Source organism: Pseudomonas sp. SWRI50 (assembly GCF_014269095.1).
Classification (GTDB): domain Bacteria; phylum Pseudomonadota; class Gammaproteobacteria; order Pseudomonadales; family Pseudomonadaceae; genus Aquipseudomonas; species Aquipseudomonas kermanshahensis.
The window spans coordinates 20,858-40,905 of the sequence record NZ_JABWRW010000039.1 but is presented as its reverse complement, the minus strand read 5'-3'; the positions used below and the strand labels follow the sequence as shown (position 1 = coordinate 40,905).

The 20,048-nt window shown below is 64.5% G+C and carries 17 protein-coding genes; 16 read left to right on the top strand and 1 reads right to left on the bottom strand.

Annotation, left to right across the window (positions count from 1 at the left end; translation table 11 throughout):
• On the top strand, positions 1-286 hold a 286-nt coding region (locus HU750_RS27255), incomplete at its 5' end, for a hypothetical protein (protein WP_238348951.1).
• Here HU750_RS27255 and HU750_RS26155 read toward each other — a convergent pair.
• Positions 276-1,022 carry an enoyl-CoA hydratase gene (locus tag HU750_RS26155; protein ID WP_186683226.1) on the bottom strand — a complete coding sequence of 249 codons (747 nt, stop codon included), beginning with the start codon at positions 1,020-1,022 and terminating at the stop codon, positions 276-278. The two genes, HU750_RS27255 and HU750_RS26155, sit on opposite strands and share 11 nt — an antisense overlap.
• A gap of 130 nt (positions 1,023-1,152) precedes the next feature.
• Here HU750_RS26155 and HU750_RS26150 point away from each other — a divergent pair, with 130 nt between their 5' ends.
• The 15 genes from HU750_RS26150 (at position 1,153) to HU750_RS26080 (ending at position 20,037) form a co-directional block, all read left to right on the top strand.
• Positions 1,153-1,797 (top strand): TetR family transcriptional regulator C-terminal domain-containing protein, encoded by a 645-nt coding sequence (locus tag HU750_RS26150; protein ID WP_027593676.1) that lies wholly within the window; start codon positions 1,153-1,155, stop codon positions 1,795-1,797.
• Positions 1,798-1,871: 74 nt separating this feature from the next.
• Positions 1,872-2,588, top strand: coding sequence for a response regulator (locus tag HU750_RS26145; protein WP_186683224.1), 717 nt, complete (start codon positions 1,872-1,874; stop codon positions 2,586-2,588).
• 5 nt (positions 2,589-2,593) lie between these two features.
• A complete protein-coding gene (locus HU750_RS26140) occupies positions 2,594-3,367 on the top strand; it encodes a substrate-binding periplasmic protein (RefSeq protein WP_186683230.1) in 774 nt (257 codons plus the stop codon).
• Positions 3,364-5,616, top strand: coding sequence for an ATP-binding protein (locus HU750_RS26135; protein WP_186683222.1), 2,253 nt, complete (start codon positions 3,364-3,366; stop codon positions 5,614-5,616). The genes HU750_RS26140 and HU750_RS26135 overlap by 4 nt, the downstream gene beginning before the upstream one ends.
• 196 nt (positions 5,617-5,812) lie before the next feature.
• Positions 5,813-7,216, top strand: coding sequence for an amino acid permease (locus HU750_RS26130; protein ID WP_186683221.1), 1,404 nt, complete (start codon positions 5,813-5,815; stop codon positions 7,214-7,216).
• A gap of 229 nt (positions 7,217-7,445) precedes the next feature.
• Positions 7,446-8,240: an enoyl-CoA hydratase/isomerase family protein gene (locus HU750_RS26125; protein ID WP_186683219.1), complete on the top strand. Its 795-nt coding sequence runs from the start codon at positions 7,446-7,448 to the stop codon at positions 8,238-8,240.
• Between the two features lie 27 nt (positions 8,241-8,267).
• Positions 8,268-9,428 (top strand): acyl-CoA dehydrogenase family protein, encoded by a 1,161-nt coding sequence (locus HU750_RS26120; protein ID WP_186683217.1) that lies wholly within the window; start codon positions 8,268-8,270, stop codon positions 9,426-9,428.
• An 18-nt stretch (positions 9,429-9,446) separates the two neighbouring features.
• A complete protein-coding gene (locus tag HU750_RS26115) occupies positions 9,447-11,564 on the top strand; it encodes an acetate--CoA ligase family protein (protein WP_186683215.1) in 2,118 nt (705 codons plus the stop codon).
• Entirely contained in the window at positions 11,557-13,164 is a 1,608-nt protein-coding gene (locus HU750_RS26110) for a 5-guanidino-2-oxopentanoate decarboxylase (protein WP_027593668.1), read from the top strand. The genes HU750_RS26115 and HU750_RS26110 overlap by 8 nt, the downstream gene beginning before the upstream one ends.
• 34 nt (positions 13,165-13,198) lie before the next feature.
• Entirely contained in the window at positions 13,199-14,428 is a 1,230-nt protein-coding gene (gene alr / locus HU750_RS26105; protein WP_186683213.1) for an alanine racemase, read from the top strand.
• A 22-nt stretch (positions 14,429-14,450) separates the two neighbouring features.
• Positions 14,451-15,638: a pyridoxal phosphate-dependent aminotransferase gene (locus tag HU750_RS26100; RefSeq protein WP_186683211.1), complete on the top strand. Its 1,188-nt coding sequence runs from the start codon at positions 14,451-14,453 to the stop codon at positions 15,636-15,638.
• Entirely contained in the window at positions 15,635-16,336 is a 702-nt protein-coding gene (locus HU750_RS26095; RefSeq protein WP_099428981.1) for an NAD(P)H-dependent oxidoreductase, read from the top strand. Before HU750_RS26100 ends, HU750_RS26095 begins: the two co-directional genes overlap by 4 nt.
• Positions 16,337-16,587: 251 nt before the next feature.
• On the top strand, positions 16,588-17,691 hold the full coding sequence (locus tag HU750_RS26090) for a polyamine ABC transporter substrate-binding protein (protein WP_186683209.1): 1,104 nt from the start codon (positions 16,588-16,590) through the stop codon (positions 17,689-17,691).
• A 34-nt stretch (positions 17,692-17,725) separates the two neighbouring features.
• On the top strand, positions 17,726-19,138 hold the full coding sequence (locus HU750_RS26085) for an aminotransferase (protein ID WP_186683207.1): 1,413 nt from the start codon (positions 17,726-17,728) through the stop codon (positions 19,136-19,138).
• Positions 19,139-19,191: 53 nt separating this feature from the next.
• The gene (locus HU750_RS26080; protein WP_186683205.1) at positions 19,192-20,037 is read left to right on the top strand and encodes a LuxR C-terminal-related transcriptional regulator; all 846 of its coding nucleotides are present in this window, start codon (positions 19,192-19,194) and stop codon (positions 20,035-20,037) included.
• Positions 20,038-20,048 lie beyond the last annotated feature (11 nt).

Here is a 20,048-nt window from a genome sequence, read left to right as displayed (position 1 = left end):
CTGTCGAGATCGAGCGCCGCCCGCGCGGCGCATCGCGAGCAACGCTCGCTCCTACGTTTGTTTCGGGCCAATTTTTCCTGGGGCAAACGCGCGCGACCGTCTTGGTGCATGGCGCGATATTACGTCGGACCAACAAGGCGGTCGCGCGCAAATTGCACAGGCGAAACTGGCCCGAAACAAACGTAGGAGCGAGCGTTGCTCGCGATGCGCCGCGCGGGCGGCGCTCGATCTCGACAGCGCCGCAAACCTCAACCCGATCACCTCAAACCATCACCTCAATCCTTGATCAACCCCCGTAACGCCGCCTTGGCCTCAGGCGTACGCAGGCATTCGATAAACAACTGGCTCTCCCGCTCCACAGTGGCCTCCAGCTCCGCGCGCCCCCCCTCCTTGAGCAGGCGCTTGCTAATACGCAGCGCCTCTTGCGGGTAACTTTGCAGCCGCCGCGCCAGCTGCCGGGCGGCTGCCAAGCACTGTTCGCCATCGTCATGCAGCTCACTGGCCAAGCCCCAGGCTACCGCCTGCTCACCCTCAAGCAACGCGTTGCCCATCAGCAAGCGGGCGGCGCGGGCGTGCCCGAGCAGGCGCGGCAGCAGCAGGCTGGAGCCGAACTCCGGGCATACCCCCAGCGGCGCAAACGGCATGCGCAGCTTGGCCGTGCGGCTGACCAGTACCTGGTCGCAATGCAGCAGCAGGGTGGCGCCGATGCCGATCGCCGCGCCACTGACCGCAGCGATCAGGGGTTTATCCAGGCCCATCACAATGCGCATCAGGCGGAACACCGGGCTGTCCCTGTCGCTGGGCGGGTTGTCGAGGAAATCGCGCAGGTCATTGCCGGCGCTGAAGCAGTGGGGGCCGCCCGTGATCAGCACCGCATCAACGTGCGGGTCTTCGCCCGCCGCCAGCAGCAGGTCGCCAAACTGGCGGTACATGGCGATGTTCAGGGCATTGAGCTTGTCGGGGCGGTTGAAGGTCAGGGTCAGCAGGCCCTGGTCCAGGTCGCGTGTGATCAGGTCGTTCATGGCAGCCGCTTTTGTTGTTGTGGTCAGGCCCGGCAACAGGGTGCACACCGGGCATTGGCCACTAGGGTTTATCATGGCGCTCGGCTTGCTGTACAGTCGTTCAGCCCAGTCTACTGCCCGAGAATCGCCGATGAGCCAGGAAGCCCGCTACCACCGCATGCTGCCGGAATTGCGCAAAGCCAACCTGGTCGAGGCGACCTTGGTATGCCTCAAACGCCATGGTTTTCAGGGGGCTTCGATCCGCAAGATTTCCGCCGAGGCGGGGGTTTCGGTGGGGTTGATCAGCCACCATTACGCGGGCAAGGACGAACTGGTGGCCGAAGCTTACATGGCGGTCACCGGGCGGGTCATGGGCTTGCTGCGCGAAGCCATGGCCCAGGCCGCGCCCACGGCCCGCGAACGGCTGTCGGCGTTCTTCCGTGCCTCGTTTTGCGCCGAACTGCTCGACCCGCAACTGCTCGATGCCTGGCTGGCGTTCTGGGGCGCGGTGAAGACCGCCGATGCGATCAACCAGGTGCACGACCATTCCTACGGTGAGTACCGCAACGAGTTGAGCCGGCTGCTCGCCACGCTGGCGGTGGAAGAGGGCTGGCAGGGCTTTGACGCCGACCTGGCGGCGATCAGCCTGAGCGCGTTGCTCGATGGCTTGTGGCTGGAGTCGGGCCTCAACCCGGGCACCTTTACGCCGGCCCAAGGCGTGCAGATCTGCGAGGCCTGGGTGGATGGCTTGCAGGCCGGTGGTCGGCAACGCTTCAGCCTGCCCAAGGGCTGTTGATCGCCTGTTCAGTAACGAGTAGGCTGCTGTCGCGAGTGTGTAGAACAAACCAATAAAAAAAGAGACTTCACGCAATGACGCCTCGGGTATTGATCGTCGATGACGATCCGCTTATTCGTGACTTGCTGCAGGCCTATCTGTCCCAGGAAGGCTATGACGTGCACTGCGCCGACACCGCAGAAAAGGCCGAATCATTGCTCGGCAGCCAGGACGTCGACCTGGTGCTGCTGGACATTCGCCTGCCTGGCAAGGACGGCCTGACCCTGACCCGCGAGCTGCGGGTGCGCTCGGAAGTCGGCATCATCCTTATCACCGGGCGCAATGACGACATCGACCGCATCGTCGGCCTGGAGTGCGGCGCCGACGACTACATCATGAAACCGCTCAACCCCCGCGAGCTGGTGTCCCGCGCCAAGAACCTGATTCGCCGCGTACGCCATGCCCGCGAGGTGCACCCGGCGCCCGCCTGCGCGCAGTCGCTCAAGCAATTTGCCGACTGGGCACTGGACACTGACCGTCGACGCCTGATCGACCCGCGTGGCGGGCAAACGCTGCTGACCCATGGCGAGTTCCAACTGCTCAGCGTCTTCCTGCGCAACAGCGGCCACACCCTGAGCCGCGACCAGTTGATGGACCAGATCCGCAACCGTGAGTGGGTACCCAACGACCGCTCCATCGACGTGCTGGTCGGCCGCCTGCGCCGCAAGCTGCATGACGACCCGGCCGAGCCGCAACTGATCATCACCATTCATGGCACCGGCTACCTGTTCACCGCCAGCGTGGCCGCGTGAGCACCCTGCGCCGCCTGCTGGCGCTGGCGGTGCTGGTACCAGGCTTGCCAGCAGCGGCGGCTGAGCCGGTGCGCTACTGCGACTACCCCGTGTACCCGCCGATTTCCTGGAGCGATGGCCACCAGGTGCGCGGCCTGGCGCCGACGGTGGTGCGGGAGCTGTTTGCGCGCATGGGCCGAGAGGTGCAAACCGTGGTGCTGGGCAACTGGAAGCGCTGCCTGATGGACGCTGCCGCCGGGCGGGTGGACGTGGTGCTGGCCTACGACAGCGACCAACGTGACCAAGGCATGCGTTTTTCGTCGGTACCGGTGATACGTGAAGAGGTGGCAGTGTTTTTCAATCGCCGCCGGCCCGTGCAGTTTCAGCACCTGGAAGACTTGGCCGGGTACCGTGGCGGCTTGCTCTACGGTGAAAGCTACGGCGCCGACTTCGACCGTTTTGTCGCGCGCCACCAGAACATCGAGCGGGTGTCGTCCAGCCAGCAGAACTTCGGCAAGCTGATCCGTGGGCGCATCGACTTCGTGATCCAGGAGCGGCGTACCGGCGAGCTGTTCATCGAGCACCTGCCCGGCGCCGAAGACATCCGCGCCTTGCCGGCCGCGCTGAGCTTGGACTACCTGCGCGTGGCGGTGTCGCGCCAGTCCTCCCTGAGCCAGCACATGGACGAGATCGACCACCAGTTACGGCGCATGCACGAAGCTGGCGAGATCGACCGCTGGCTGGAGCAGAGCGAAGTGACCTACCGCGACATGATCAACCTGCCGGCGGATGCCCGATGATCCGCCTGCGCACCGACGGCCTGTTGCGCCGCCTGCTGCTGTTTATCCTGCTGTTCAGCCTGTGCTTCACGGTGCTGGCCAGTTCCGTGCAGCTGTATTTCGAGTACCGCCGCGAGATGCGCGACATCGAGGCGCGCATGGCGTTGATCCGCGCGGGTTACCTGGCCAGCCTGGAACGCAGCCTGTGGGACCTCGACGAAGCGCAACTGGATGTTCAACTGCGTGGCCTAGTGGACTTTTCAGATGTGGCGCGTGTGCGCCTGCTCAGCGATGACTTCACCCTGTTGCGCGGTGAAGCCGAGCCTAAGGGGCCACTGCGCATCGAGCGTTTTCCGCTGGATTACCAGCCACCTTCGGGGCCGGCACGGCACCTTGGCGAGCTGGAGGTGAGCATCGACCTGGGCGCGGTGCACCGGCGGCTGTATGCCACGGGCCTGGCCAGCCTGTTGTGGATGGGGGTGTTTCTGTGTGGCCTGGCGGTCGCGTTGTCTGGCTTGTTCTACCGCTTGGTGACGCGCCATTTGCAAGTCATGGCCGAGTTTGCCCGGCGTATCGGGGCCGGGCACTGGCAGGAGCCGCTGCGCCTGGATCGCCGCCGTTCGGCGCATGCCGATGAGATCGACACCGTGGCGCATGCACTGGACGACATGCGCCGGGCCATCCTCAGCGACATCGAGCGCCGCGAGCTCGACCGCGTGGCCCTGCAGGACAAGCGTGACGAGCTGCAGGCCATGGTCGAGCGGCGCACCGCGAGCCTGGCCCGGGCCAAGGACGAGGCCGAAGCCGCCAACCTGGCCAAGTCACGCTTTTTGGCGACCATGAGCCATGAGCTGCGCACGCCGCTCAATGGCATCCTCGGCATGGCCGAACTGCTGCGTGGCGCCAGGCTCGATGCGCTCGACCGGCAACGCCTACAGGCTTTGTACAAGGCGGGTGAAGGGCTGTTGGCCATTCTTAACGAGGTGCTTTGCTTTGCCCGTCTCGAAGAGGGCGAGAGCCAGGCCGAAATGCTCGGTTTCTCACTGCGCCAGTTGTGCACGGAGGTGCTGGCATTGCTCGAACCAATGGCCTTGGAACGCGGCGACACCCTGCACGTGGAGGTCGATGAGCAACTGGCGGCGCATCAGCATGGCGCCGAGCAGTACCTGCGCCAGGTACTGAGCAACCTGCTGGCCAACGCCATCAAGTTCACCGCGCACGGCCACGTCGAACTCAGGGTGCAGGTGCTGGCCAGCGATCAGAGCGGGCAGCGCTTGCGCGTATCGGTCAGTGACAATGGCATTGGCATCGAACCGGCCATGCAGGCGAAGATTTTTGACCGTTTCGTGCAGGCCAGCGAAGCGGTGGCCCGGCGCTATGGTGGCACTGGCCTGGGCTTGGCGATCTGCAAGCACCTGGTGGAAAAACTGGGTGGTCACATCGGCCTGGACAGCGTGCCGGGGCAGGGCAGCTGCTTCTGGTTCGAGCTCGACATGGCGCGTGGGCAGCCTGCCGTTGCCCATGAGCCGGCCTGCTCGGCGTCGGCCAGCCTGCGTATCCTGGTGGTCGAGGACGTGGCGTTGAACCGTGAGGTGGCGGGTGGGTTGCTGGTACGCGATGGCCACCAGGTGTGCTTTGCCGAGGATGCCGAGCAAGCCCTGCAAGCCTGTGCCCAGCAGCGCTTCGACCTGATCCTGCTGGATGTGCACTTGCCCGGCTTGAGTGGGGTTGAGGTGTGCCGGCGCATCCGCGCCACCCCAGGGCTAAACCGTGGCAGCCGGATCCTGGCGCTGACTGCCGGGGTGCAACCGGCGCAAGTCCCCGATTACCTGGCCGCTGGCATGCAGGGGGTGCTGGCCAAACCGCTGCGCTTGGAGCACCTGCGCCAGGCCCTGGCCGAGGTTGCGCCTGCCCCGGTGGCTGCACCTGGCTCGGGCATGGACTGGTCACTGCTGCAAACCCACCGCAGCTTGCTGGGCGAGCAGAAGTTGCAGGCGCTGCTGGCAGTGCTGCGCCAATCGATCGAGCAGCACGCCACGGCGCTGGCCGAAGCCTTGCAGGCACGCGACTGCGCTGCAGTGTCGCACCTGGCGCACCGCCTGGCGGGCAGTTGCGATTCCCTCGGTTTTGCTGGCCTGGCTGGCGTTTTGCGCCGCCTCGAAGACGCTGCCCAAGGCCAAGATGAACAGGCGCTGCTGGCGCTCAGCGAGCCACTAGCGGCAGAACTGGAACAGGCCCGCACCACCCTGAAACACTTGATCCAGAGCTGACGTACAAAAAACTTACGACTTTTTACATCTTTGATCGGTTCGTACAACGGCACCTTACATCCGTTTCCAATAATCGATGGCAACCGTGTTGCACGCGGTCCATGAGGCTTATTGGAGATAACAATAATGACATGCCGTAGCGCTCAGCCCCTCCTTGAACGATCGTTTTGCACCCCCTGCTACAGCGGGGTGAACCATGACTGATACCCACGAAGGCAAAATCCAGCTGACCCGCGCGCTGAAAAGCCGGCACATCTTCATGCTGTCGCTGGGCGGCGTGATCGGCACCGGCCTGTTCATGGGCTCGGGCGTCACCATCAACCAGGGCGGGCCGGTGGGGGCGATCCTGGCCTACCTGGTGGCGGGGCTGTTGATGTACCTGGTGATGGTCTGCCTGGGCGAGCTGTCGGTGCAGATGCCGGTTTCCGGTTCGTTCCAGGCCCATGCCACCAAGTTCATCGGCCCAGCCACGGGCTTCATGATTGGCTGGGTGTACTGGATGAGTTGGGCCACCACGGTGGGCCTGGAGTTCACCGCTGCGGGCATGCTGATGACCCGCTGGTTCCCCGAGGTGCCAATCTGGTATTGGTCGGCGTTGTTCGTGGTTGTGCTGTTCGGCCTCAATGCTCTGGCCACACGGGCCTTTGGCGAGGCGGAGTACTGGTTCTCGGGGATCAAGGTGGCGACCATCCTCGGCTTTATCGTGGTCGGCCTGCTGGTGATCTTCGGCGCCATCCCGCTGAACAACGGGGCGCCGGCACCGATGCTGAACAACTTGGTGGGCGAGTCGCTGTTCCCCCATGGCCTGTCGGCGGTGTTCGCGGTGATGATGACCGTGGTGTATGCCTTCCAGGGCTGCGAAATCATGGGCGTGGCGGCCGGTGAGACCGAGCACCCGGAAAAGAGCATCCCCCGGGCCGTGCGCAACGTGGTGTTCCGCGTGCTGATCTTCTACGTGCTGGCGATTGCCGTGCTGTCGGCCATTGTGCCGTTCGAGCAGGCCGGGTTGATGGAAAGCCCGTTCGTGCAGGTGTTCGACATGGTCGGCATTCCCTATGCGGCCGACCTGATGAACTTCGTCATCCTCACCGCCATCCTGTCGGTGGGTAACTCCGGGCTGTATGCCTCCACGCGCATCCTCTGGGCCATGTCCAAGAGCGGCATGGCACCCAAGAGCCTGTCGCCGCTGAGCAAGCGCGGCGTGCCACTGCGTGCCCTGAGCATCACCCTGTGCTTTGCCCTGGTGTCGCTGATGACCAGCTTCGTGGCTGCCGACACCTTGTTCATGGTGTTGATGGCCGTGAGCGGCATGTCGGGCACTGTGACCTGGATTGTCATCGCCCTGGCGCAGTACCGGTTCCGCAAGACATACCTGCGTGATGGCGGGCAACTGCAGGACCTCAAGTACAAGGCGCCGCTGTACCCCTTGGTACCGCTGCTGTGCATCACCCTGTGCTGTTCGCTGTTCGTGTTTCTGGCCATTGATGAGACCCAGCGGCCGTCGTTGTACTGGGGCTTTGGTTTCATTGCCCTGTGCTATGCGGCGTATTACGGGGTGAACCGCCGGCGGCAAGGGGCCTTTGCACCGAGTGGGGTTTGACGCCGCTTGTTGCTGGCAGCCTTGTGCTGCGAAGAGGCCGGTGCAGGCATCGACATTGTTTTGAGCCTGCACTGGCCTCTTCGCAGCACAAGGCTGCTCCTACAAGGGAAGCGCCAGGGTTGTGATCCGAGTTGTGCAAAGTTGTAACAACCTATCCCGCCTTGTTGAACACTCGTTTAGTATCACCTTCATCACGTCCTCCACCCCAATAACAACAGCGAGGCCTCCCATGACCACCCCGTCATCGTCAGTGTTGAGCAAGGTCGAAGCCGGCGTTGCCTGGCTCACCCTCAACCGCCCCGAGCAGCGCAACGCACTGGACATTCCCACCCTCAAGCAACTGCATGCCCTGCTCGACACCTGCAACAGCGACCCCGCCGTCCGTGTGGTGGTGCTGACCGGCAGCGGGCGCAGCTTCTGTGCCGGCGCCGACCTGGCGGAATGGGCCGAGGCCGAGGCCCGTGGGGCACTGGAAAGCTACGGCTGGACCGAGACCGCCCACGCCCTGATGCTGCGCCTGCACAGCCTGGATAAACCGACCCTGGCCGCCATCAACGGCACCGCCGTCGGCGGCGGCATGGACCTGAGCCTGTGCTGTGACCTGCGCATCGCTGCTGCTTCGGCACGCTTCAAAGCCGGATACACCAGCATGGCCTACAGCCCCGATGCCGGCGCCAGCTGGCACCTGCCACGGCTGATTGGCAGCGAGCAAGCCAAACGGCTGTTGTTCCTCGACGAACTGTGGGGCGCCGAACGGGCTTTGGCGGCAGGGCTGGTGAGCGAGGTCTGCGCCGACGAGCAATTGCCTGCGGTGGCCGCTGAACTGGCGGGCCGCCTGGCCAACGGCCCGACCTTCGCCTACGCGCAGACCAAGCGGCTGATCCGCGAAGGCGCCCAGCGCACCCTGGCCGAGCAACTCGAAGCCGAGCGCCAGGCTGGCTTGCTATGCGGGCGCAGCCAGGACGGCGCCGAGGCGCTCAAGGCTTCGGTAGAACGGCGCCCAGCGCACTTCGTCGGCCAATAACCCGTTACCTCTTCAGGACCTTCGCAGATGAATTTCCAACTGACCCAAGAACAAGAAATGTTGGTGGATGCGGTACGCAGCTTCGTGGCCAAGGAACTGCTGCCCCATGAAGAAGCGGTAGACCGTGCCGACGCGGTGTCGCCGGAACTGGCTGCGCAGATCCGCGGCAAGGCCATCGCCGCCGGGTTCTATGCCTTCAACATGCCTGAAGAAGTCGGCGGCGGTGGCCTCGATTACCTGTCCCAAGCGCTGATCGAGCGCGAACTGTCCAAGGTTTCCTGGGCGCTGCACGTATTCGTAGCGCGCCCTTCGAAGATTCTCATGGCCTGCAAGGACCAGCAGATCACCGACTACCTGCTGCCGTGCGTGCAGGGCGAAAAGACCGATTGCTTCGCCCTTACCGAGCCTGGCGCGGGCTCGGACGCCAACGCCATCAAGACCCGCGCCGTGCGCCAGGGCGATGACTTCGTGATCAACGGCAGCAAACACTTCATCAGCCACGCCGGGCATGCCGACTTCGCCATCGTCTTCGCGGTGACCGACACCTACGAGCAAAACGGGCGCAAACGCAATGCGGTCACCGCCTTGCTGGTCGACCGGGACACCCCCGGCATGACCATCCGCCGCGGGCCCAAGTGCGTGAGCAACCGCGGCTACCACACCTACGAGCTGTTCTTCGACGACTGCCGGGTGCCAGCCAGCAACGTGCTGGGCGAAGTCGGCAAAGGCTGGGAGGTGGCCAACGCCTGGCTTACCGCTGGCCGGGTGATGGTCGCCGCCAACTGCGTCGGCCAGGCCCAGCGAGCACTGGACGCATCGCTGCAGTGGGCCGCTGACCGCAAGCAATTTGGCCAGCCCATCGGCAGCTACCAGGGTGTGTCGTTCAAGCTGGCGGACATGGCCACGCAGATCCGCGCCGCCGAACTGCTCACCCTGCACACCGCCTGGAAGATGGACCAGGGCAGCATGACCGATGGCGAGGCGGGCATGGCCAAGTTGTTTGCCAGCGAAGTGCTGGGCAAGGTCGCTGACGAAGCCGTGCAGATTTTTGGCGGCATGGGCCTGATGGATGAGGGGCCGGTCGAGCGCATCTGGCGCAACGCCCGCATCGAGCGGATCTGGGAGGGCACGTCGGAAATCCAGCGGCACATCATTTCCCGTGAGCTGCTGCGCCCGTTGCTGCGCTGATCGACCTGGAGACTCAGCATGTCGCATTCCAATCGTGACAACCTCAAGCGCCTGCTGGCCCCACGGCACCTGGCCTTCGTGGGTGGGCGCAGCATGGCCCGTGCCCTCAAGCGCTGTGCCGAAGGTGGCTTTGCCGGCCCGCTGTGGCTGGTCAACCCGCAACACGCGAGCCTGGAGGGCATCCCTTGCGTGGCGCGGGTGGCAGACCTGCCATGCGCCCCAGACGCGGTGTTCATCGCCACCCACCGTGAGCTGACCTTGCAGTGTGTCGCGGAACTGGCCGCCATCGGTGCCGGTGGCGCCATCTGCTACGCCTCGGGCTTCGCCGAAAGCGGTGAACAAGGCCGTCTGTTGCAGCAGCGCCTGCTTGAGGCCGCTGGCAGCATGGCTTTGCTTGGCCCCAACTGCTATGGCCTGCTCGACTACTTGCACGGCGCGGCCCTGTGGCCGGTGGCCCATGGCGGCAAGCAGGTGGAGCAGGGCGTGGCGATCCTGACCCAGAGCGGCAATTTTGCCTACAACCTGTCCATGAGCGACCGCTCGCTGCCGGTGGCCTACATGGCATCGGTCGGCAACCAGGCGCAGTTGGGCGTGGCCGAACTGATGGACGTGCTGCTCGACGACCCACGGGTGACCGCCATCGGCTTGCACCTCGAGGGCCTGAAAAACGTGCCGGGCTTTGCCCGCGCCGCCTACAAGGCACTGCAACAGGGCACCCCGATCATTGCCCTGAAAACCGGCGTGTCGCAGATCGGCGCTGAACTGGCGCTCAGCCACACCAGTTCGCTGTCAGGCTCCGATGCCCTGTACGACAGTCTGTTCCAGCGCCTGGGTGTGATCCGCGTGAGTGGCCCGGTGAGCTTCGTCGAGACCCTCAAGGCTGCCGCCTGTGGCCGTTTGCCGGCCGGCGACCGGCTGATCGCCCTGGCCTGTTCGGGCGGCGATGCGGGCTTGATCGCCGACTACGCCGAGCGCAACCAGTTGCGCCTGCCCGCGCTGGCGCCAGGGCAGGTGAGGGCACTGGCCCAGGTACTTCCGGCCTACGCCAACCTGGTCAATCCGCTGGACTTCACAACAGCGATCTGGGGCGATGAAGTGGCCCTGCAACAGATGCTCGACAGCACCCTGGGCGCTGACGCCGATGCCGCCATGCTGGTGCTCGACTACCCCGCAGCGTTCACCGGTGAGCGAAAGGAATGCGACCTGTTGCTGGCGCTTTACTGCGACGCCCTGGCGCGCCACGGCAAGATCGGCTTCGTCACCTCGGCGTTCCCCGAGCTGTTGCCAGCCTCGGCCCGTGAGCGCCTGCATGCCCATGGCATCGCCGCGCTGCAAGGCGTGGAAGATGGCCTGGCAGCGTGGGGGCGGATCGTGGCCTATCAGCGCAACCGCCAGCGGCTGCTGGAACAGGGCGAGGCGGCGCAGGTGCCGCTGTGCCCACGGCCCCTCGCAGGTGAAAGCCGCCTGCTAGACGAATGGCAGTCCAAGCAGGCCCTGAGTGCGTTTGGCCTGCCGGTGCCGGGCGGGGTGCTGAGTACCCCGGAGCACGCGCTAAACGATGCCACCCGCGTTGGCTACCCGCTGGTGCTCAAGGCGGTCAGTGCGCAGTTGCCGCACAAGACCGAAGCCGGTGCGGTGGCGCTGAACCTGCGTGATGGCGCAGCGCTTCAGGCCGCCCTGGCGCAGATGCGCCAGCGCATCGACGCCTATGCGCCGGGGGTAGCGTTCGACCAGGTCTTGCTCGAACCCATGGCGCCGCCGCCCTTGGCCGAGTTGATCGTCGGCATCAAGCGTGAAAACGACTTTGCCCTGGCCTTGGTGATCGGGGCGGGCGGTGTGCTGGTGGAGCTGCTTAAAGACAGCGTCAGCCTGTTGCTACCCACCACCGACAGCGCCATTCGCGCAGCACTGCTTGGCCTGCGCAGCGCCAGCCTGCTGCAGGGTTTTCGGGGGCGCCCGGCTGCCGACCTGGATGCCCTGGTGGCGGCGATCCGCGCGGTGGCCGACTACGCCTGCGAAAACGCCGGGCAATTGCTGGAATTGGATGTGAACCCATTGATGGTCGGTGCCCACGGCACCACCGCGGTCGATGCGCTGATCCGCCTCGGCCAGCCGCAAGGAGATCAGCATGAATGAGCACTCGATGACCGCCGGCCAGGCGCTGGTACGGCTGCTGGCCAACTATGGGGTGGATACCGTGTTCGGCATCCCAGGGGTGCACACGCTGGAGCTGTACCGCGGCTTGCCCGGCAGTGGCATCCGCCATGTGCTGACGCGGCATGAGCAGGGCGCGGGCTTCATGGCCGATGGTTACGCCCGGGTCAGCGGCAGGCCGGGCGTGTGTTTTGTCATCACCGGCCCAGGCGTGACCAATGCCGCCACTGCCATCGGCCAGGCCTATGCCGACTCGATCCCGTTGCTGGTGATATCCAGCGTCAACCACACCGCCAGCCTGGGCAAAGGTTGGGGCTGCCTGCACGAAACCCAGGACCAGCGCGCCATGACCGCGCCGATCACGGCGTTCTCCGCCGTGGCACTGAGCGCTGAAGACCTGCCCGAGCTGATTGCCCGTGCCTGGGCAGTGTTCGACAGCGAACGCCCGCGCCCGGTGCACATCTCGGTCCCGCTGGACGTGCTGGCCGCGCCGGTTGCCCGCGACTGGAGCGACGCGGTGGTACGTCGCCCTGGGCGCGGCCTGCCCGACCGGGGCACGCTGGAGCAGGCCGCGCTGAAACTGGCCGCAGCGAAACGGCCAATGATCATCGCCGGCGGTGGCGCACTGCAGGCCGCCGCGCAACTCGAACAGTTGAGCACCCGCTTGGCAGCGCCGCTATTCACCAGCGTCGCTGGCAAGGGCCTGCTGCCGCCTGAGGCGCCATTGAACGCGGGTTCTAGCCTGTGCGTCGCGCCGGGCTGGCAGATGATCAGCGAAGCCGATGTGGTGTTGGCGGTGGGTACCGAAATGGCCGATACCGACTTCTGGCGCGAGCGCCTGCCGCTCAACGGTGAGTTGCTGCGGGTCGACATCGACCCACGCAAGTTCAACGATTTTTACCCGTGCGCGGTGGCCTTGCACGGCGATGCTCGACAGACCCTCGACGCTTTACTGGCGCACTTGCCCGAGGTCGAGCGCGACCCTCGCCAGGCCATCGAAGCGGTGGCCGGCCTGCGCCAGGCCATTCGCACTGGGCACGCACCGTTGCAGGCCATCCATCAGGCCATTCTCGACCGCATCGACGCGGTGCTGCCAGACGACGCCTTCATCAGCAGCGACATGACCCAACTGGCCTACACCGGCAACTACGCCTTTGCCAGCCGGGCGCCGCGCAGCTGGTTGCACCCCACCGGTTACGGCACCCTCGGCTATGGCTTGCCGGCGGGTATCGGCGGCATGCTCGCCACTGATCATCGCCCCGGCCTGGTGCTGGTGGGCGACGGCGGTTTCCTCTACACCGCCCAGGAACTGGCCACTGCGGTCGAGGAACTGGACCGGCCGTTGGTGGTATTGCTGTGGAACAATGACGCCCTTGGCCAGATCCGCGACGATATGCTCGGCCTGGATATCGAGCCGGTCGGCGTACTGCCGCGCAACCCTGATTTCATCGGCCTGGCCCGTGCATTTGGCTGCGCGGTGCGTCAGCCACGTGACCTGGATGCCTTGCAGGCTGACCTGGCCGACGGCTTCGCCACCCCAGGCGTGACCTTTATCGAACTCAAACATACCTGCGTCTGCTGACCGCAGCGCATCGTCCATAACAAGAGAAACCACCATGCAATTTCGCCGTACGCTCCTCGCTGCCTCCCTGGCCCTGCTGATCACCGGCCAAGCCCCGCTGTATGCCGCGCCGCCGCTGTCGATGGACAACGGCAGCAACGCGCTGACCGTGCAAAACAGCAACGCCTGGGTCGAGATCAGTGCCAGTGCCTTGCAACACAACATTCGCACCCTGCAAGCGGAGCTGGGTGGCAAGTCCAAGCTGTGCGCCGTGCTCAAGGCCGACGCCTACGGCCACGGTATTGGCCCGGTGATGCCGTCGGTGATCGCCCTTGGCGTGCCTTGCGTGGCGGTCGCCAGCAACGAGGAAGCCCGTGTGGTGCGGGCCAGCGGCTTCACCGGGCAACTGGTGCGGGTACGCCTGGCCAGCCTGAGCGAGCTGGAAGATGCCCTGCAATACGACATGGAAGAGCTGGTCGGCAGCGCCGAGTTCGCCCGCCAGGCCGATGCCATCGCCGAGCGCCATGGCAAGACTTTGCGCATTCACCTGGCGCTCAACTCCAGCGGCATGAGCCGTAACGGCGTGGAAATGGCCAGCTGGAGCGGGCGAGGTGAGGCACTGCAGATCACCGACCAGAAGCACCTCAAGCTGGTGGCGTTGATGACCCACTTCGCCGTTGAAGACAAGGATGACGTGCGCAAGGGCTTGGCAGCGTTCAACGAGCAGGCCGACTGGTTGATCAAACATGCCAAGCTCGACCGCCGCCAACTGACCCTGCACGCCGCCAACTCCTTCGCCACCCTGGAGGTGCCGGAAGCACGCCTGGACATGGTCCGCACCGGCGGTGCGCTGTTCGGCGACACCGTGCCCGAGCGTACCGAGTACAAGCGTGCCATGCAGTTCAAGTCGCGGGTGGCGGCGGTGCACAGCTACCCGGCTGGCAACACTGTCGGCTATGACCGCACCTTCACCCTGGCGCGCGACTCGCGCCTGGCCAATATCACCGTCGGCTATTCCGATGGCTACCGCCGGGTGTTCACCAACAAGGGCCATGTGCTGATCAACGGCCACCGCGTGCCGGTGGTGGGCAAGGTATCGATGAACACCTTGATGGTCGATGTCACCGACTTCCCAGACGTCAAGAACGGCAACGAGGTGGTGCTGTTCGGTAAACAGGCCGGTGGCGAGATTACCCAGGGCGAGATGGAGGAAATCAACGGCGCTTTACTGGCCGACCTCTACACCGTGTGGGGCAGCTCGAACCCCAAGATTCTCGTCGATTGACCGCATTTGAAGGGAGACTGCCATGCGCTATGCCAAGCTGACCCAACGCATCGCCGGTGACGGTGCTGCCGCCTGGGACATCCACTACCGCGCCCTGGCGATGCAGGCCGAGGGCAAGGACGTTTTGCTGCTGTCGGTGGGCGACCCGGACTTCGACACCCCGGCCCCCATCGTTGACGCGGCCATCGACAGCCTGCGTGCCGGCCACACCCATTACGCCGATGTACGCGGCAAACTCGCGCTGCGCCAGGCCATTGCCGATCGCCACCGGCAGCGCAGCGGCCAGCCCGTCAGTGCTGACCAGGTCACGGTACTGGCGGGTGCCCAATGCGCCTTGTTTTGCGTCGCCCAGTGCGTGCTCGACCCGGGTGATGAAGTGATCGTCGCCGAGCCGATGTACGTCACTTACGAGGCGGTGTTCGGTGCCTGTGGTGCCACGGTGGTGCCGGTGCCGGTCAAGCCGGAGAACGGCTTTCGGGTGTGCCCGCAGGACGTGGCCGCGCGCATCACCCCACGCACCCGCGCCCTGGCCCTGAACAGCCCGCACAACCCTTCGGGCGCGAGCTTGCCGCGCTCGACCTGGGAAGCGTTGGCCGAGCTGTGCGTCGCCCACGACCTGTGGCTGATCTCCGACGAGGTGTACAGCGAACTGTTGTACGAAGGCGAGCATGTCAGCCCGGGTAGCCTGCCAGGCATGGCCGAGCGCACCGCAACCCTCAACAGCCTGTCTAAATCACATGCCATGACCGGCTGGCGGGTGGGCTGGGTGGTGGGCTCGCCTGAGCTAGCCACGCACCTGGAGAACCTGGCGCTGTGCATGCTCTATGGCTCGCCGGACTTTATCCAGGACGCCGCCGTGGTGGCCTTGAATCAGCCCTTGCCCGCCCTTGAGGCGATGCGCGACGCCTATCGCCAGCGCCGGGACCTGGTGTGCGAACAGTTGGCTGGTTGCCCGGGCGTCAAGGCGCTCAAACCCGACGGTGGCATGTTCGTGATGGTCGATATCCGCGAAACCGGCCTCAGTGCCCAGGCCTTCGCTGACCGCCTGCTGGACCGCGAAGGTGTGTCGGTACTGGCGGGAGAAGCCTTTGGCCCGAGCGCCGCCGGGCATATTCGCCTGGGGTTGGTGGTAGGCGCCGAAGCCTTGGCCGAGGCGTGCCAGCGCATTGCCCGGTGTGCGGGTGAACTGATGCAAGGAGAACTGTCGTGAATGTATTGATCGTCCATGCTCACCCCGAGCCGCAATCCTTCACCGCCGCCCTGCGTGACCAAGCGGTGGCTACCTTTCGCGCCCAGGGCCACGCGGTCAAGGTCAGCGACCTGTATGCCATGGGCTGGAACCCGGTGGCCAGTGCGGATGATTTCGCCACGCGGGAGAACCCCGAGTACCTGGTGTACGCGCTGGAGCAGCGCCTGGGGGTGAAGAGCGGCGCCATTGCCGCAGATATCCAGCAAGAGCTGGACAAGCTGTTATGGGCCGACTTGCTGGTGCTGAACTTCCCAGTCTTCTGGTTCTCGGCGCCGGCCATGCTCAAGGGCTGGATCGATCGGGTGCTGGTGTCGGGTGTCTGTTATGGCGGCAAGCGCTTCTACGACCAGGGTGGGCTGGCCGGCAAGAAGGCACTGGTGACGGTGACCCTTGGCGGGCGTGAGCACATGTTCGGCGAAGGGGCTATCCATGGGCCGCTCGAGGACATGTTGCGGCCGATTCTGCGGGGGACGCTGGCGTACGTTGGCTTCGATGTACTGCCGCCGTTCGTGGCCTGGCATGTGCCGTATATCAGCGACGAAGCACGGCAGGGTTTTCTGCAGCAGTACCAGCAGCGCCTGGAGCAGTTGGCGGATGATCAGCCGCTGGTGTTCCCGCGGTTGGCGCAGTTCGATGAGGCGTTGTACCCGTTGGCGTGAATCAACCCGAGTTTGAGTCGATTGATCCGGCCCTATCGCCGGCAAGCCGGCTCCCACAGTTACCGCACCGACTCTGGATTGTGTGCGATACCTGTGGGAGCCGGCTTGCCGGCGATAGGGCTATGAGTACCTACCAATGAGTATCTGCCCAAAAACGACCACCCACACATTCGGGGTATGTTGCCCTCGAGTAAATCCCCCGATAGTGAACCCATCGGCTCGATCCGGAGCAGTCACACGATGGAGTTGCTATGCGCAAGGCACTGAAGGTGATTGGCAGCCTGTTGCTGGCGTCGACCGCGACGCAGGCACTGGCGGTAGAGGGGGACAGCGGTAACACGTTAAGGCTGTACAACTGGACCGACTACATCGGCGAAACCACCTTGGCCGACTTCGAGAAGGCCACCGGCATCAAGGTCATCTACGACACCTTCGATGGCTACGAAACCGTCCAGACCAAATTGCTCACCGGCCGCTCCGGCTACGACCTGGTAATGCTCAACGCCTCCCTGGTACCCCCGTTGATTCAGGCTGGCGTGTTCCAGCCGCTGAACAAGCAGCAACTGCCCAGCTGGCACAACCTGGATGAGCAGGTGGTGAGCAACCTGCAAGGTTACGACCCCGGCCTCAAGTACTCGGCTCCCTATACCTGGGGCAGCTCCGGGATCACTTACAACGTCGACAAGATCACTGCGCGCATGCCCGATGCACCGATCGGCTCGCTGGCCATGCTGTTCGACCCCAAGATCGTTTCGCGCTTCGCCGACTGCGGTGTCACCCTGATGGACGCGCCGACCGAGGTGATCCCGCTGGCCCTGCAGTACCTGGGCAAGGACCCCCGCAGCGCAGCGCCCGCCGACCTCAAGGCTGCCGAGCAGCTGCTGATGGGCATTCGCCCGTACATTCGCAAGTTCGACTCGGTCAACTACCTCACCAGCCTGCCCAACGGCGATGTCTGCCTGGCCCTGACCTGGTCAGGTGACTACGCCACCGCCCAGGCCCGTGCCATAGAAGCGAAAAAGGCCATCAAGCTGGCGTTCTTCATCCCCAAGGAAGGCTCGCTGATCTGGTTCGACAACCTCTACATCCCCAAAGACGCGCCGCACGCGGCCAATGCTCACCGCTTCATCGAGTTTTTGCTGCAGCCGCAGACCATGGCCAAGGTCACTGACTTCATCCACTACGCCAACAGCAATGCGGCTGCCACGGCGCTGGTGCACGCCGACATCCGCCAAGACCCGGCGATCTACCCCGATGTCCAGACCCGCCAACGCCTGTTCGCCCAGAAGACCCAGAGCCCCAAGGACATGCGCGCCATCACCCGGGTCTGGAGCACGGTCAAGACCGGTTTCTGAACACTGCCAACCGATTCCCGCCAAGGAGCTGCCCATGGCCACACCCAGCAAAGCATTCGCCATTGCCCACGACCCACTGGTGGACGCCGACAAGGCCCACTATATGCACGGCTACCATGTGTTCGACGAGCACCGCGAGCAAGGTGCGCTGAACATCGTCGCAGGTGAGGGCGCCTATATTCGCGATACCCACGGCAACCGTTTTCTCGATGCGGTCGGCGGCATGTGGTGCACCAACATCGGCCTGGGCCGTGAAGAGATGGCCCTGGCCATTGCCGACCAGGTGCGCAAGCTGGCCTACTCCAACCCGTTCTCCGACATGGCCAATGACGTCGCTATCGCGCTGTGCCAGAAGCTCGCGCAACTGGCGCCAGGTGACCTCGACCACGTGTTTCTCACCACCGGTGGCTCTACCGCCGTCGATACCGCCTACCGGCTGATTCAGTACTACCAGAACTGCCGGGGCAAACCGGACAAGAAGCACGTGATCGCGCGCTACAACGCCTATCACGGCTCCACCACCCTGACCATGGCGATTGGCAACAAGGCTGCCGACCGCGTGCCAGAGTTCGACTACGACCATGACTTGATCCACCATGTCTCCAACCCCAACCCGTACCGTGCCCCGGACGACATGGACGAGGCCGAGTTTCTCGACTTCCTGGTGGCCGAGTTCGAGGACAAGATTCTCTCCCTGGGCGCCGACAATGTGGCGGCGTTCTTCGCCGAGCCGATCATGGGCTCGGGCGGGGTGATCATCCCGCCCAAGGGCTACTTCGAGCGTATGTGGCAGGTGTGCCAGACCTACGACATCCTGTTCGTCGCCGACGAGGTGGTGACCTCATTCGGCCGCCTGGGCACCTTCTTCGCCAGCGAGGAACTGTTCGGTGTCACGCCAGACATCATCACCACCGCCAAAGGCCTGACCTCGGCCTACCTGCCGCTGGGCGCGTGCATCTTCTCCGAGCGGATCTGGCAGGTGATCGCCGAGCCAGGCAAGGGCCGCTGCTTCACCCACGGGTTCACCTACAGCGGGCACCCGGTGTGCTGCACGGCGGCATTGAAGAACATCGAAATCATCGAACGCGAGCAGTTGCTGGCGCACGTCAAGGACGTGGGCAGCTACCTGGAGCAACGGCTGCAAACCTTGCGCGACCTGCCTTTGGTGGGGGATGTGCGTTGCCTGAAACTGATGGCCTGTGTCGAGTTCGTTGCCGATAAAGCCAGCAAGGCGCTGTTCCCTGATGCGGTCAACATCGGTGAGCGTATCCACAGCAAAGCCCAGGCCAAGGGGCTGCTGGTGCGGCCGATCATGCACCTGAACGTGATGTCGCCGCCGTTGATCATCACGCATGCGCAAGTCGACGAGATCGTCGAAACCCTGCGCCAGTGCATCATCGAAACGGCGCGCGAACTGACCGCGCAAGGGCTGTACCAAGGGCGATGAGCCTGGCGCAAAGGGCTGTGCGTGGGCGTGCCTGGCAGGCTAGACTGCCGGGCATGACCCAGGCCACTTCCGACACTCCGCTCACCCTCTCGCTGGGGGCGCTGCAGCACTGGCATGCAGCGCTGCAGCGTGCGCTCGCCCACTGTGAATCAGCCGATGCCCTGAGCTACGTGGCGGCTGCGATCAGCCAACTGGTGCAGGTCGAGTCGATGATGATCAGCCTCGAATGCCAGGGGCGTGCACCGCGCCTGCTGTACAAGCAGGGCATCCCCGAGGTGCATCGTGATGCGGTGCTAGGGCGTTATTTCAGCGCGGGCTACCTGCTCGACCCCTTTTGCCTGGCCGTGCAGAGTGGCTTGGCCGAAGGGTTCTATCACTTGCAGGAAATCGCCCCGGACAACTTCTTCGACAGCGACTACTACAAGGCCTACTACCTGGGCACCGGCTGCAGTGAAGACAGTTACTACATCGTCGACCTCAGCGAGGGCCGCAAGCTTTCGTTCAGCTTGTTTCAGGGGTGCAGTGGCACGGGTTTGAGTAGCGGGCAGATCGACCTGTTGCGGGCGGTCGAGCCCATGGTGCGCGAGCTGCTGGTGCGTTATGCCCGCTACAACCTTGAACCTGCCACGGCCTCGGCCGAACGGGGCAGCGTACAGGCAGCGTTCGAGAGTTTTGGCTGCCAGGTGCTTACGGATCGTGAGCGTGAAGTGGCGCATATGATCTTGCGCGGGCACTCGGTGAAGTCCACGGCGGTGGAGTTGGGGATCTCGCCGGAGACCGTGCGCATGCACCGCAAGAATTTGTACCTGAAGCTTGAGATCAATTCACAGTCGGAGCTGTTTGCGCGGTTTATCGACTGGTTGCGCCAGGGTGCCGTCGAGCACACCCAGGCGTTGTAGGCGCGGCCCTG

What these genes read in the sequence shown, in the direction of transcription:
- HU750_RS26155 (WP_186683226.1), bottom strand. Translation starts at nt 1,022, where the DNA reads ATGAACGACCTGATCACACGCGACCTGGACCAGGGCCTGCTGACCCTG.
- HU750_RS26150 (WP_027593676.1), top strand. Translation starts at nt 1,153, where the DNA reads ATGAGCCAGGAAGCCCGCTACCACCGCATGCTGCCGGAATTGCGCAAA.
- HU750_RS26145 (WP_186683224.1), top strand. Translation starts at nt 1,872, where the DNA reads ATGACGCCTCGGGTATTGATCGTCGATGACGATCCGCTTATTCGTGAC.
- HU750_RS26135 (WP_186683222.1), top strand. Translation starts at nt 3,364, where the DNA reads ATGATCCGCCTGCGCACCGACGGCCTGTTGCGCCGCCTGCTGCTGTTT.
- HU750_RS26130 (WP_186683221.1), top strand. Translation starts at nt 5,813, where the DNA reads ATGACTGATACCCACGAAGGCAAAATCCAGCTGACCCGCGCGCTGAAA.
- HU750_RS26125 (WP_186683219.1), top strand. Translation starts at nt 7,446, where the DNA reads ATGACCACCCCGTCATCGTCAGTGTTGAGCAAGGTCGAAGCCGGCGTT.
- HU750_RS26120 (WP_186683217.1), top strand. Translation starts at nt 8,268, where the DNA reads ATGAATTTCCAACTGACCCAAGAACAAGAAATGTTGGTGGATGCGGTA.
- HU750_RS26115 (WP_186683215.1), top strand. Translation starts at nt 9,447, where the DNA reads ATGTCGCATTCCAATCGTGACAACCTCAAGCGCCTGCTGGCCCCACGG.
- HU750_RS26110 (WP_027593668.1), top strand. Translation starts at nt 11,557, where the DNA reads ATGAATGAGCACTCGATGACCGCCGGCCAGGCGCTGGTACGGCTGCTG.
- alr (WP_186683213.1), top strand. Translation starts at nt 13,199, where the DNA reads ATGCAATTTCGCCGTACGCTCCTCGCTGCCTCCCTGGCCCTGCTGATC.
- HU750_RS26100 (WP_186683211.1), top strand. Translation starts at nt 14,451, where the DNA reads ATGCGCTATGCCAAGCTGACCCAACGCATCGCCGGTGACGGTGCTGCC.
- HU750_RS26090 (WP_186683209.1), top strand. Translation starts at nt 16,588, where the DNA reads ATGCGCAAGGCACTGAAGGTGATTGGCAGCCTGTTGCTGGCGTCGACC.
- HU750_RS26085 (WP_186683207.1), top strand. Translation starts at nt 17,726, where the DNA reads ATGGCCACACCCAGCAAAGCATTCGCCATTGCCCACGACCCACTGGTG.
- HU750_RS26080 (WP_186683205.1), top strand. Translation starts at nt 19,192, where the DNA reads ATGACCCAGGCCACTTCCGACACTCCGCTCACCCTCTCGCTGGGGGCG.